This window comes from Polynucleobacter sp. IMCC 29146 (assembly GCF_021395195.1).
In the GTDB taxonomy this organism is placed as follows: Bacteria; Pseudomonadota; Gammaproteobacteria; order Burkholderiales; family Burkholderiaceae; genus Polynucleobacter.
Map to the genome: position 1 here is coordinate 130,762 of NZ_JAJVCR010000004.1, position 13,301 is coordinate 144,062.

The window sequence follows — 13,301 nt, forward strand, 5'->3', positions numbered from 1 at the left end:
GTTTTCTGATGGACTTCATAAAGCGCAATGGATTTAATCCGTAATTTCTCAATCATCGCCCATATCGATCATGGCAAGTCGACTTTGGCCGATCGAATCATTCAATTGTGCGGCGGCCTTTCCGATCGTGAAATGGAATCACAAGTGCTTGATTCAATGGATATTGAGCGCGAACGTGGGATAACGATTAAAGCGCAAACGGCCGCTCTAAGTTATCAAGCCAAAGACGGCAAGTTTTATAACCTCAATTTAATTGATACCCCTGGACACGTTGATTTTTCATATGAAGTAAGTCGTTCGCTATCCGCTTGCGAGGGTGCATTACTAGTGGTTGATGCTAGCCAAGGCGTAGAAGCGCAAACAGTGGCAAATTGCTATACCGCAATCGAGCTTGGGGTCGAGGTTGTGCCGGTATTAAATAAAATTGATTTACCGCAAGCAGATCCAGAGCGCGCCAAACAAGAAATCGAAGATGTCATTGGTATCGATGCTACAGAGGCTTTAACTTGCTCAGCTAAAACAGGTCTAGGTGTGCCCGAAATATTGGAAGAAATGATTCGGCGGGTACCGCCGCCAAAGGGCGATGCTAGCGCGCCATTGCAGGCGCTGATTATTGACTCATGGTTCGACAACTATGTGGGTGTGGTTATTTTAGTAAGGGTGGTGAATGGCACGCTAAAACCCAAAGATAAAATTCTGCTGATGGCCAACGGCTCAACGCATTTAGTCGAGCATGTTGGAGTATTTAGCCCTAAATCAGTCGATCGACCCTCACTAAGCGCTGGCCAGGTAGGCTTCATCATTGCGGGCATTAAAGAATTAAAAGCGGCCAAAGTAGGCGATACAGCAACCCACGCACCAGGACAACAAGGCCGCATCTCAGCTACTTCAGCGCTACCTGGTTTTAAGGAGGTGAAGTCGCAAGTCTTCGCTGGGCTATACCCAGTTGAAGCTAACGAGTACGATGTGCTGCGCGAGTCATTAGAAAAGCTTAAGCTCAATGATGCGTCCCTACTTTATGAGCCCGAAGTTTCGCAAGCCTTGGGTTTCGGTTTCCGTTGCGGCTTTTTGGGTTTACTGCACATGGAAATTGTGCAGGAGCGCTTAGAACGGCAGTACGGCATGAACCTGATTACCACGGCACCCACTGTGGTATATCAAGTGCAGCAAAGAGACGGCAGCATGCTCACCGTTGATAACCCATCGAAAATGCCGGACCCAAGTAAGATCGAGGCGATTCTAGAGCCAATTGTGACAGTCAATTTATATATGCCACAAGAATATGTAGGCTCGGTTATTACTCTATGCACGGGTAAGCGTGGCGTGCAAACCAATATGAATTATTTGGGTCGCCAAGTGCAGTTAACTTATGAAATACCCATGGCAGAAATTGTGCTCGATTTTTTCGATCGTTTGAAGTCTGTCTCACGTGGTTACGCATCGATGGATTATGAATTTAAGGAATACCGCGCTGCCGATGTGGTGAAAGTCGATATTTTAATTAATGGGGATAAGGTTGATGCGCTATCCGTTATTGTGCATCGGAGTAATAGCCAATTACGTGGGCGTGACGTAGTGGCAAAAATGCGCGGCATTATTCCGCGGCAGATGTTTGATGTAGCGATTCAAGCGGCAATTGGTAGCAATATTGTGGCGCGTGAAAACGTCAAAGCGTTGCGTAAGAATGTATTAGCAAAATGTTACGGCGGCGATATTTCGCGTAAACGTAAACTGTTGGAAAAACAAAAAGAAGGTAAAAAACGGATGAAACAAGTTGGCAATGTAGAAATTCCGCAAGAAGCCTTTTTAGCTATTTTGCAGGTGGAATAAATGAATTTTGCTTTAATTCTTTTTATTTTAGTTATCGCCACAGGTATTGCATGGGTCGCTAATCGCTTTTATTTTGCCCCACGCCGTATTGCTGCAGGCGACCAGCGTGTGCCACTATGGGTAGAGTATTCAGCGAGTTTTTTCCCGGTTATTTGTGCAGTATTTTTTCTGCGTTCTTTTTTATTTGAACCTTTCAAAATTCCATCGGGATCAATGATTCCAACCTTACAAATTGGCGACTTTATTTTGGTCAATAAGTTTACCTATGGCATTCGTTTGCCGGTGATTAATCGCAAAGTAGTCGAGCTTGGTACTCCCAAACGAGGTGATGTGGTGGTATTTCGTTATCCCCGTGATGAATCGGTTGATTACATTAAACGGGTGGTAGCGATTCCAGGTGATGTCATCGAATACCAAAATAAGCGTTTAATTATTAACGGCGAACCTTTGCTCTATAGCGGCGGAGCACCCTATTTAGATCCAGAAAACATGCGCTATGAAAAAGAGTTTACCGAAACCTACCCAGCAAATTTAGGTGGAGTAGTGCATAAAATTTTAAATGATCCCGAACGCACTACGGGTGTTTTTCAGCCTGAAAAATTTCCAGGAATTGAGCATTGCCAATATCAAAGCTCTGGTATGACTTGTAAAGTACCGGCTGGACATTATTTTGCCATGGGTGATAATCGTGATAACAGTGCTGATTCGCGCTTCTGGGGTTTTGTCCCCGATCAAAATATTGTTGGGCGAGCTTTTTTTGTGTGGCTTAACTTAGGTTCCTTAAGCCGTATCGGCAGATTTGAGTAAGCTATGAACGCTCGCGCTGTGATCGACCACGGACCCCTGCAAGAGCGTTTGGGCTATAGCTTTAAAAAACCTGAGCTGCTAAACCAAGCGCTTACTCATCGCAGCCATAGTAAAAAAAATAATGAACGCTTAGAGTTCTTAGGCGACTCAGTCTTGAATTGTGTCGTTGCCGAAATGTTATATGAACGTTATTCTGATTTAGATGAAGGCGACTTGTCGCGGGTGCGGGCAAATTTGGTAAAGCAGCAGGCGTTGTATGAAATTGCACAATCGTTATCGCTCTCCGATTATTTGCGCCTAGGAGAGGGCGAGTTAAAAAGTGGTGGTTTTCATCGACCTTCTATTTTGGCTGACACCTTAGAGGCGGTAACTGGTGCTATTTTTATTGATGGCGGATTTGATGCGGCACGCGCAAGCTTAAATAAATTGTATTCTACGATCTTGGCGCATGTTGATCCAAAAACTCTGGGTAAAGACGACAAAACGCTTTTACAAGAATATTTGCAGGGTTTTCAAATGCCTTTGCCAGCCTATAACGTTACCGGCACAACTGGGGCTGCGCATAGCCAGCAATTTGAAGTCGAGTGCGTGATTGCGAGCTTAAAAATTCAAGTAAAGGGTGGTGGGGCATCGCGCCGTGCCGCTGAACAAGCGGCAGCTAAGTTAGCCTTAAGTGCCTTACAAAAAGCGCTGCCCCAAGAAACTCGCAAACCCAAGAAAACCCGCTCGGCAAAGAAAAAAGCGGCCAAATCGGCCTCCACCGATGAACAGTTGAAGCTGAAGCTAAAAGGCTAATATGACAATTGAAGGTGGAGCAGATGTATCCCTAGAGACGCTTGCTGATGGTGTGTTTCGCTGCGGCACCATTGCAATTGTGGGTAGACCCAATATGGGTAAGTCGACGCTGTTAAATGCTTTAGTGGGGCAGAAAATTAGCATTACCTCGCGTAAAGCGCAAACCACACGCCATCGTATTTTAGGGATTCAAACTCGCCCCCAAGCACAATTTATTTTTATCGACACTCCAGGCTTCCAAACCCGATTAATGAACACCCTCAATAAGGCGCTGAATCGTACGGTTACCAGCGCTTTGCAGGGAGTTAATGTGGCTTGTTTTGTAGTTGAGGCCGGATACTTTGGGGCCGATGATGTCAAAGTATTGCAGCTTTTGCCACCTGACTTACCGATTATTTTAGTACTTAATAAGCTGGATTTATTTTCTCGGCGCTTTCAAACTCCTGGCGAGCGCGATTTAGTCTTACTCGATTTTATGAAACAAATGGGTTTGCCATGGAATGAGCTGGGCGGTCGACCTGACCAAACGCAGCAGTTTGCTGAGATTGTACCCATGAGCGGTAAAAATCCCGATGATGTTAAGCGACTGCTTGATCTTTTGGAAAATTATTTACCTCTTGGTGAGGCTCAGTATGATCCAGAAACATTAACCGATCGCAGCGAACGATTTTTAGCGGCCGAGATTTTGCGTGAGAAGGTTTTTCGTTACACTGGTGAAGAGTTGCCTTATGCCAGTTCGGTGATCATCGATCAATTTAAAATGGATGGTCGGATGCGCCGTATTGCGGCGACTATTTTGGTTAATCGGGACAGCCATAAGCCAATGATTATTGGCGAGAAGGGTGAGCGCTTAAAGAAAATTTCAACTGAAGCCCGTATCGATATGGAAAAACTCTTTGACGGTAAAGTGTTTTTAGAAACCTGGGTTAAGGTGAAGCGGGGTTGGGCCGAGGATCATGCTGAATTGCGAGCACAGGGCTTGGAATAAATGGCTTCAATTCGAATCATCGATGAGCCCGCTTTTGTACTGCATAGTATTCCCTATAAAGAAACCAGCTTAATTCTTGATGTTTTTACTCGTCAACATGGGCGGATGGCCTTAATTGCGAAGGGAGCGAAACGTCCTCATTCGGTATTACGCCCGGTATTACAGCGCTTTCAGCCCCTATTAGTCTCTTGGAGCGGTCGTTCTGAATTACGCACCCTCACTAAATCTGAGTGGGTGGGGGGTACGCCCTCATTAGTAGGCGATGCCTTGCTATGTGGTTTTTATCTCAACGAACTGTTGGTGAAGTTTTTAGCCCGCGAAGATGCTTACGAAAAGCTTTACGATCGTTATGCCCAAACCATTCTTGCCCTGGCAGAGTTAGAGCAGGCGCGTTTAGGTATTGAGCAAATCTTGCGACCATTTGAGTTAAGTCTCTTGCAAGAAACTGGCTATGCTGCTGCTTTAGACCGTTGCGTTGAAACGAATACCGTTCCCGAAACTGGTAAACAATATGTTTATCAACCTGAGCGTGGTATTCGCCCTTGGCAAGCCGATGATCCTGGACACTGGCCGGTATTAAGTGGCGATACTTTGGCGCAGATTGCGGTGGGTGATTATGCAGGAGCGGAGACGCTCACCGAAAGTAAGCAGCTCATGCGGTTTTTGCTGGGCTTGCATTTACAAGACCAAGTCTTAACAACTCGACAAATTTTGATTGATCTCAAAAAAATCTAAATCATTTTATAAATCAGTTAACCTTGCCCTATGAGCCTCTCTGTACAGACTAATCACTCGACACTTGAGTTAGGTGTCAATATTGATCACGTAGCGACTTTACGTAATGCTCGCGGTACCCTGTATCCCGATCCTCTTCGTGCCGCGCTCGAAGCTGAAGCAGCAGGAGCTGATTTAATTACTTTGCATTTACGTGAAGATCGACGCCATATTAAAGATGCTGATTTGTTTGCTCTGCGACCCTTAATCACTACCCGTATGAATTTAGAGTGTGCGGTCACCCCAGAAATGCTCGCCATTGCTTGCCGAGTCAAGCCCCATGATGTTTGCTTAGTGCCCGAACGACGTAGCGAAGTGACAACTGAGGGCGGGCTTGATGTGCTCAAACAGAAGGCAGAAGTGCAAGCAGCGGTACAGCTATTACAAGCTGCAGGCATACGGGTATCCTTATTTATTGATCCGACTTTGTCCCAGATAGAAGCAGCGCAACAGCTTGGCGCTACCGTCGTCGAGTTACATACGGGTCGCTATGCCGATACAGAAGGTGCAGCGCAAGCAGCAGAGTTACAGCGCTTAGTTGTGGGAGCCCGCTTAGCTAAAAGCTTAGGCTTGCGGGTAAATGCAGGACATGGCTTACATGAAGGTAATGTGGCGCCAATTGCTCAAATTAGTGAACTTTCTGAACTCAACATTGGTCATGCCATTGTGGCAGAGGCTATATTTAAGGGTTGGCAACCAGCCATTACGGCAATGAAAAAAATCATGCTCAATGCGCGCAGTGGAGCTGATAAAAGATGATTATCGGCATTGGCACTGATATTTTGCAATTACCCCGTTTGGTTGCGGCATATGAGGGTACACAGGGTCGTCTAGCGAAGCGTATTTTAGGTGAACAAGAGCTGATGGTGTTTAGTCAACGTTTGGCTCGCAATCATCGCCGTGGCATGGCCTATTTGGCAACCCGTTTTGCCGCAAAAGAGGCATTTTCAAAAGCCATTGGCCTTGGTATGCATACACCCATGAGCTGGCGTTCGGTTGAAACATTGAATGAAGCGAGCGGTAAGCCCATACTCCATTACACCGGTGTGCTAGCGCATTGGATGGCAGAGCGTGATTGGCATGCTCAAGTGACTGTTAGCGATGAGCAAGATATGGTCATTGCTTTTGTCATTGTGAGTACTCAAGCATGAAAAAAATAGCTCCACAAATTGCGCCAGGACCGATTACCTTAGATGTTCTTGGCCTTAGTTTGACTGCGACAGATCGCCAGCGTATTTTGCATCCCTTAACAGGAGGCGTGATTTTATTTGGTAGAAACTTTACCAATCGGGCTCAACTAACTAAGTTGACTGCGAGTATTAAGGCTTTGCGCCCCGATGTGCTGATCTCGATTGATCATGAGGGTGGTCGAGTGCAGCGTTGTAAAAAAGATGGCTTTACGCATTTACCTGCAATGGGTCGTTTGGGTGAAATGTGGTTCGCTGATGGGAAAGCTGTGAAAGCCACAAACTATCCTGCAACTGCAGCAATCCGGGCCATGCAAACTGCTACTGCCTGTGGATATGTTTTAGCTGCAGAGTTACGTGCGTGTGGAGTTGATTTTAGTTTTACACCAGTGTTAGATTTAGATTTTCAACGTAGTGGAGTGATTGGCGATCGTTCTTTTTCGCGAGATCCACAAATTGTGTTTGCTTTAGCTAAAAGCTTAAATGCGGGATTGCAAATGGCTGGCATGGCCAATTGCGGAAAGCACTTTCCTGGGCATGGTTGGGCAAAAGCGGATTCCCATGTCGCTATACCCGTAGATGAGCGACCCTTAAAAAAAATCCTGAATGATGATGTCAAACCTTATGAATGGTTGCATTTGAGTTTAGCGGCTGTCATGCCTGCACACGTAATTTATCCCAAAGTCGATCAGCATCCGGCGGGGTTTTCCGCAATTTGGTTACAAACCATTTTGCGCCAGAAATTGGCTTTTCAGGGGGTCATTTTTAGTGATGATTTAGCCATGGAAGGCGCTAGTGTGGCAGGTGATGTGGTCAAGGCAGCGCAATTAGCATTAACAGCAGGTTGTGATGCAGTATTAATTTGTAATCGCCCCGATTTAGCAGATCGTTTACTCACAGAGTTAAAGGTATCTAGCGCAAAATTGCAGTCTTCAAGACAGCGATTAAGTCATCTAATGCCGCGCGTTGCGGGCTTCAGTTGGGATGAATTGCAGCAGCAGGCAGAATATGTCCAGGCGAAAAAGTTACTGAGCCAGCTGCAGCTAATTTAAGCGCACTCAGTTTTTAAACTAATCCTGATTGATCTGGCGTTTAATTAGCGCGACTACGATATTCGCCTGTACGGGTATCAATTTCTATTTTGTCGCCAGTGTTACAGAACAGCGGCACTTGTAATTCATGGCCAGTAGCTAATTTGGCGTTTTTCAATACTTTGCCCGAACTGGTATCACCCTTAACTGCCGGTTCGGTATAAATAATCTCGCGAACCAATGAATTTGGCATTGCTACCGAGAGTGCTTTGCCTTCGTAGAACACAACTTCACAGGGCATGCCTTCTTCGAGGTAATGCAATGCATCGCCCATGAATTCAGATTCAACCTCATACTGGTTATATTCGGCATCCATAAATACATACATGGGATCGGCAAAATAGGAATAGGTACAGTCTTTTTTATCTAAGATCACCACATCGAATTTGTCATCAGCTTTATAAACGCCCTCATTCGGCGTGCCTGTTAACAAATTTTTTAATTTCATTTTCACCACTGAAGAGTTGCGCCCTGAGCGACTGTATTCGGCTTTCACCACTACCATGGCATCGGTGCCGACCATCACTACGTTACCAACGCGGAGTTCTTGAGCTGTTTTCATCTTGGGTGTTCCTAATGATCCTAATGACAAATTGAGATTGGGTGACGCAAAAGCCCACCATTTTACCTATTTGGCGGCGATTACTCGATAAAACGTAATAAACGGGCTGCCAAGCCGCCATCAGCTTGTTCGGCCAGCAACTTGGTACGCCATAATTTGGCATGGGTTTCCCATTCGGGTAATAGGGCCCACCAGACTGTAGGAGAGGCCCATTTAGAGGCTTGCCAGCAAGCTGAAATGAGTGCGGGCGAGGCATTTTCTAAATAGAGGTCGAGAAATGCCTTAAGTTTGACCTTATGCGCTAAGTCGTCTTGCGGATAGATGTTCCAGAAAAACGGTTTAGCAGCGAGTTGTGCGCGAACAAATGAATCCTCACCGCGCACGATATTGAAATCGCATTGGTGCAGGAGCCAGTCATAGTCATCTTGCGGAATAAAAGGTAAAAAATGCAGGCGCATCGACTCAGGCAATATTAGCGCTTGATTTAAGTAGGAGGCGTGGTCAAAGGTGAGCAAAACATCGTATTCAGCATCTAGCGTGGCAAGGTTCTTAAGCCATTCCTGCAAGGGCGCTGTGGGGTAGCAAAAAATACTAATGCGTTGCGCTGTCGGGCGCATTTGCTGCCAAAGGCTTGCAAGGCTGGCAGGCGGTGCAGCTATAGTGGGTATTGGCAAAACCGGATCAATGAGTAGGCCCCCGGTATTGGCTTGAAAGCCTGGAAAGAAGAAATATTTTGCTAAACCATGTGCCTGGGGAGAGGCTTTGGCATGATATTCACCAACCCATGCTTCGGCGCTGAGGTATTCCAAATTAATTAAGACTGCTTGGTGGTTGGCAATAACGAGGTTCGTGAGATAGGCTTGGGGCAGCTCGCAGCCAAAGGCTTCAATCACCACATCCGGAGCCATCTGGGCAGAGGTGTTATTAAGGAGAGGGTTAGAGCTTGCCTCCCACGCATGGATTGTGAGCCCCATCATCGGCAGTTGACCGGAAACGAGTAAATTAAGGGTAGTTAGATCATCACAAAAAAGACGAACAACTTGCTTGTGGCGAATTGCTAAACTGCGGGCAAGACGCCAGCAAACCCCTGCATCTCCAAAGTTATCAACGATTTGACAGAAAATATCCCAACGCATGAGTGATTCGCTTTTCAAAACCTTACAAAAAGATGTTAAACGGCTCCCTGGTTTACCAGGGGTCTATCGCTTTTTTGACGCGGCAGGCCATATTTTGTATGTCGGGAAAGCCCGCGATCTAAAGAAGCGAGTCGCCAGTTATTTTCAGCGCACTCAATTATCACCGCGGATTGAACGCATGGTGGGAAAAATTGCGCGCTATGAAACCACTGTAACTCGGACCGAGTCTGAAGCCTTAATTTTAGAAAATAATTTAATCAAGGAATTGGCGCCGCCGTTCAATATTTTGTTTCGCGATGATAAGTCTTATCCCTATCTCATGTTGAGTGGCAGTTCCTTTCCACGTTTGGCTTCTTATCGCGGCAAGGTCGACCGGCGTAATCGGTATTTTGGCCCTTTTCCTAATGCCTGGGCGGTGCGCAATAGCATCCAAATTTTGCAAAAGGTATTTCGTTTGAGAACGTGTGAAGATTCTGTTTTTAAGAATCGTAGTCGGCCTTGTTTACTCCATCAAATTCATCGTTGTAGTGCGCCCTGTGTTGGCCGCTTAAGTGAAGAGCAATACGGTCAAGATGTAACTCAAGCGATGCGATTTTTAGAGGGCGACCATAGTCAGGTTTTGGTAGAGCTCGAAAAGGAAATGGAGGCGCATAGTGCTGCTATGGAGTTTGAAATGGCCGCAGTATTACGTGATCGAATTGCCGATTTATCGAGCGTCTTGCAACAACAATCGATGGACGCGGTTGCCGATGGTGAAGGCGATGTGGACATTTTGGCAGTAGCCGAATTAGAGGGAATGATCTGCGTTAATTTGGCAATGGTTCGTGGCGGACGTCACTTAGGCGACCGCGCGTATTTTCCGAAGGCCTTGCGCTCGGTGGCTGGTGAATTGCCTGCCCCAGCAGAAATTTTAGAAGCTTTTATGCAACAACATTACTTAGATGGAGACGTAGCTTCAGATAGTCATTTTATTCCACCGACGATTATTTTGAGTCACTTGACTCAAGCTGAAGGCGACGTTGAATTAGCGTTTGATTTACCAGAGGTATTACAAGCTAGAGCGGGTCGTAAAATCCATTTTCTGCATCAACCCCATGGCCAACGACGCCATTGGTTAGCGATGGCTGAAGGCAATGCAAAAATTGCCATCGCCAAGCGTTTAGTTGAAGCGGGTGGACAACTCGCTAAAGCGCGCGCCTTAGCCGATATTTTGGCTTTGGAGGTCGACAATTTAGAGCAGTTACGTATTGAGTGCTTTGATATTAGTCATACCGCAGGTGAGGCAACTCAAGCAGCTTGTGTGGTGTATGCAAAAAATGCCATGCAAGCCAGCGAATATCGGCGTTTTAATATTAAGGATATTACCCCCGGTGATGATTACGCAGCGATGCGCCAAGTGTTGCAACGTCGTTACGCTAATTTTCAAGAAATTCCACCCGAACGATTACCGCAAGTTATTTTGATTGATGGGGGTAAAGGTCAGGTGGAAATGGCTCGCCAAGTACTAGTCGACTTTGGTATGGATATTAGTTTGATTGTTGGCATCGCTAAGGGCGAGAATCGCCAAGTCGGTTTAGAGACCTTAATTTTTGCTGACGATCGCGCCGCGATTGCTTTAGGAGTCGATAGTGCAGCATTAATGTTGTTAGCGCAAATTCGTGATGAGGCTCACCGCTTTGCCATTACAGGAATGCGAGCGAAGCGAGCCAAAACCCGCACCGTATCGCGGCTTGAGGAAATTGAAGGCATTGGTGCCAAGCGGCGGCAAAAATTATTAGCCCGTTTTGGGGGTTTGCGCGGCGTTGCGAATGCCAGTATTGAAGAGTTACTTGGAGTAGAGGGTATCTCACAGGTTTTAGCCGAACAAATTTACCGGCAGCTTCATTAACCTTAAGGGTTTTTTAAATCCTGGCAAGGTTTAGTTTATGCTTGCAGGATGCCTTTTAATTTACCGATTGCATTAACTTGGTTGCGGGTAGGTGCAATTCCAATCATTGTTGGTATTTTCTATTTACCTAATAGTTGGCTTACTCCTTTTGAAAAAAATCTACTCGGCACCATTCTTTTTGTCTTAGCCGCATTAACCGATTGGTTAGATGGTTTTTTAGCCCGCCGCTGGGGTCAAGAATCAGCTTTTGGCGGCTTTCTCGATCCGGTAGCCGACAAATTAATTGTGGCGGCAGCACTGTTGGTTTTATTAAATCTCGATCGGGTGCAGGTATGGGTTGCGCTGGTGATTATTGGGCGTGAAATTACGATCTCGGCCTTACGCGAATGGATGGCTCAAGTCGGAGCTTCACGGAGCGTGGCGGTGCATTTCATCGGTAAGCTAAAAACCGGGGCGCAGCTTGTGGCTATTCCCTTTTTGCTACTTAACGATACCCTGTTTGGCTGGCTTGATTGTGCGCGGGTAGGGAGTTGGTTAATTTGGGTCGCTGCCCTATTAACGCTGTGGTCGATGTTTTATTATTTGCAAAAAGCCTTCCCTCAATTGGTTGATAAGCAGTAAAGAGGCAGGTTAAGGGATTATTTGCTAAACTAGCGCCCTATTACGCGGGAATAGCTCAGTTGGTAGAGCGCAACCTTGCCAAGGTTGAGGTCGCGAGTTCGAGCCTCGTTTCCCGCTCCAAGTTCGATGGGAAGCCCTAAAAAGCTTCCCATTTTCGCTTCGAGAATTTGGTGCGTTGGCCGAGTGGTTAGGCCGGAGCCTGCAAAGCTTCTTACGGGGGTTCGATTCCCTCACGCACCTCCACTTATCTTCATTTAGCCCCCTTTATCCTGTAGTTGAGGCCTCAATGCCACTGCTTGACGAAATTCGAATGCACCCTAAAATGGGAATAGTTCTTTTTCTATATCGCTGAAAGACACGGTGATGCGCAAAATCTTATTTAGTTGTTTGTTCCCCTGCTTCCTCATTGCCTGCGCAAGCTCGGGTTCGGGTGATATCGCCACTGGTACGCCCGATGAAATTAACCAAACTCAAGCTGAATTATTGGGCGGTTTACCCTTACCCACTGGCGCGCGCATCATTGGTGCCGAGTCTTTAATTATTGGCAGAGGCGATGCCTGGGTGGGGCGCGTGGTATTGAGCGGTTTGCAAACCCCAACTGATATTTATGCATTTTTTCAGTCTGAGTTTCCTAAAGCAGGATGGACTACGATTAGCGCCGTTAAGGCGAAATGGAGTATTTTGGTTTTTACCAAGGGTGACCGCACTGTGCTGGTTGAAGTTGCTGATGGTTCGATGGTGGGACCAAAATCACAGATCATCCTCACTTCATCGCCAAAAAACGCCAATGTGGTTGCGCCGACAAAAAAGTAAGACTAACTTCGGCTTATAAACCCTGCGAGCGAATTAAGCCAACCGCCTGACCTTCAACGGCAAAGTTAGGCTGGCGCGCATCGACTAAGATGTTTTTAAAGTCGGGATTCTCTGCCTGTAATTCAATTACCAAGCCCTGCGCCGTCCTTTTTTGGTGCCAACGTTTTACGGTAACTTCATCATCTAGCCGAGCTACTACGATATCCCCGTTGCGCACTTCACTGGTTTTTTTCACGGCCAAATAATCGCCATCGAAAATGCCTGCATCGCGCATGCTCATCCCTTTTACTTTTAATAAATAATCAGCACCTTTACTAAATAAGCTGGGGTCAATTGGCACTTGTTTTTCAATATGTTCAATTGCCATAATGGGCGAGCCAGCAGCTACTCGACCAATGAGGGGTAGGGTTAATTGCTGTAAGGCCACTGAGGGCAGTGCCATTTGGTAAGCATGTTGCGCGCGCCTTTGCGTATGTTGGGGGGGAATCCGAATTCCACGAGAGGTACCAGGACTTAACTCAACATACCCTTTGCGGGCGAGGGCACGCAGGTGCTCCTCAGCGGCATTGGCCGAAGCAAAGCCCAGTCGAGTAGCGATTTCAGCGCGGGTAGGCGGCAAACCACTTTCTTCAATAGATTGAGAGATAAGGGCTAAAATCTCTCCCTGGCGGGGGGTTAATTTGGGTAAATTGAGAAATTCGACTGTATTTATGTCCATACTGATATTGTATACAGTAGTTTTGATACTTCAAGAACTTTTATCGACTGAATGCCCTTAAAACCACGAAAATTTATCATTAAACCCCCAA

At 46.3% G+C, this 13,301-nt stretch carries 14 protein-coding genes and 2 tRNA genes; 13 read left to right on the plus strand and 3 right to left on the minus strand.

Translation table 11 applies throughout. The features are described 5' to 3' along the window. Positions 1 to 27: 27 nt before the first annotated feature. Genes lepA through nagZ form a run of 8 tightly spaced genes read left to right on the plus strand, consistent with a single transcriptional unit; the run spans position 28 to position 7,433 of the window. Positions 28 to 1,830 (plus strand): translation elongation factor 4, encoded by a 1,803-nt coding sequence (gene lepA, locus LZT22_RS06315; protein WP_233924221.1) that lies wholly within the window; start codon positions 28 to 30, stop codon positions 1,828 to 1,830. Further along, positions 1,831 to 2,637, plus strand: coding sequence for a signal peptidase I (gene lepB / locus LZT22_RS06320; RefSeq protein ID WP_233924222.1), 807 nt, complete (start codon positions 1,831 to 1,833; stop codon positions 2,635 to 2,637). 3 nt (positions 2,638 to 2,640) lie between these two features. Next, the gene (gene rnc, locus LZT22_RS06325) at positions 2,641 to 3,432 is read left to right on the plus strand and encodes a ribonuclease III (RefSeq protein WP_233924223.1); all 792 of its coding nucleotides are present in this window, start codon (positions 2,641 to 2,643) and stop codon (positions 3,430 to 3,432) included. A 1-nt stretch (position 3,433) separates the two neighbouring features. Then, the gene (gene era, locus LZT22_RS06330; RefSeq protein ID WP_233924224.1) at positions 3,434 to 4,420 is read left to right on the plus strand and encodes a GTPase Era; all 987 of its coding nucleotides are present in this window, start codon (positions 3,434 to 3,436) and stop codon (positions 4,418 to 4,420) included. Further along, complete coding sequence (recO, locus tag LZT22_RS06335; protein ID WP_233924225.1) at positions 4,421 to 5,155, plus strand: DNA repair protein RecO; 735 nt, start codon at positions 4,421 to 4,423, stop codon at positions 5,153 to 5,155. 30 nt (positions 5,156 to 5,185) lie between these two features. Next, on the plus strand, positions 5,186 to 5,953 hold the full coding sequence (locus LZT22_RS06340) for a pyridoxine 5'-phosphate synthase (RefSeq protein ID WP_233924226.1): 768 nt from the start codon (positions 5,186 to 5,188) through the stop codon (positions 5,951 to 5,953). Continuing rightward, positions 5,950 to 6,345 (plus strand): holo-ACP synthase, encoded by a 396-nt coding sequence (gene acpS, locus LZT22_RS06345; protein WP_233924227.1) that lies wholly within the window; start codon positions 5,950 to 5,952, stop codon positions 6,343 to 6,345. The genes LZT22_RS06340 and acpS overlap by 4 nt, the downstream gene beginning before the upstream one ends. After that, the gene (nagZ, locus tag LZT22_RS06350; protein ID WP_233924228.1) at positions 6,342 to 7,433 is read left to right on the plus strand and encodes a beta-N-acetylhexosaminidase; all 1,092 of its coding nucleotides are present in this window, start codon (positions 6,342 to 6,344) and stop codon (positions 7,431 to 7,433) included. Before acpS ends, nagZ begins: the two co-directional genes overlap by 4 nt. Before the next feature lie 40 nt (positions 7,434 to 7,473). Here the strand turns inward: nagZ and efp are convergent, their stop codons facing one another. Both efp and earP read right to left on the minus strand, forming a co-directional pair. Beyond that, on the minus strand, positions 7,474 to 8,034 hold the full coding sequence (gene efp / locus LZT22_RS06355) for an elongation factor P (protein WP_233924229.1): 561 nt from the start codon (positions 8,032 to 8,034) through the stop codon (positions 7,474 to 7,476). Positions 8,035 to 8,114: 80 nt separating this feature from the next. After that, positions 8,115 to 9,170, minus strand: coding sequence for an elongation factor P maturation arginine rhamnosyltransferase EarP (gene earP, locus LZT22_RS06360; protein WP_233924230.1), 1,056 nt, complete (start codon positions 9,168 to 9,170; stop codon positions 8,115 to 8,117). Here earP and uvrC point away from each other — a divergent pair. The 5 genes from uvrC to LZT22_RS06385 all read left to right on the plus strand — a co-directional run bounded on the left by uvrC (position 9,169) and on the right by LZT22_RS06385 (position 12,492). Next, positions 9,169 to 11,058, plus strand: a complete 1,890-nt coding sequence (gene uvrC / locus LZT22_RS06365) for an excinuclease ABC subunit UvrC (RefSeq protein ID WP_233924231.1) — start codon at positions 9,169 to 9,171, stop codon at positions 11,056 to 11,058. The genes earP and uvrC overlap by 2 nt on opposite strands. 48 nt (positions 11,059 to 11,106) lie before the next feature. Next, positions 11,107 to 11,679 carry a CDP-diacylglycerol--glycerol-3-phosphate 3-phosphatidyltransferase gene (gene pgsA, locus LZT22_RS06370; protein WP_233924232.1) on the plus strand — a complete coding sequence of 191 codons (573 nt, stop codon included), beginning with the start codon at positions 11,107 to 11,109 and terminating at the stop codon, positions 11,677 to 11,679. A gap of 44 nt (positions 11,680 to 11,723) precedes the next feature. Further along, positions 11,724 to 11,799, plus strand: a tRNA-Gly gene (locus LZT22_RS06375). A gap of 49 nt (positions 11,800 to 11,848) precedes the next feature. Further along, positions 11,849 to 11,922, plus strand: a tRNA-Cys gene (locus LZT22_RS06380). A gap of 120 nt (positions 11,923 to 12,042) precedes the next feature. Continuing rightward, positions 12,043 to 12,492 (plus strand): hypothetical protein, encoded by a 450-nt coding sequence (locus tag LZT22_RS06385; RefSeq protein ID WP_233924233.1) that lies wholly within the window; start codon positions 12,043 to 12,045, stop codon positions 12,490 to 12,492. Between the two features lie 13 nt (positions 12,493 to 12,505). Here the strand turns inward: LZT22_RS06385 and lexA are convergent, their stop codons facing one another. Then, the gene (gene lexA / locus LZT22_RS06390; RefSeq protein ID WP_233924234.1) at positions 12,506 to 13,210 is read right to left on the minus strand and encodes a transcriptional repressor LexA; all 705 of its coding nucleotides are present in this window, start codon (positions 13,208 to 13,210) and stop codon (positions 12,506 to 12,508) included. Positions 13,211 to 13,301 lie beyond the last annotated feature (91 nt).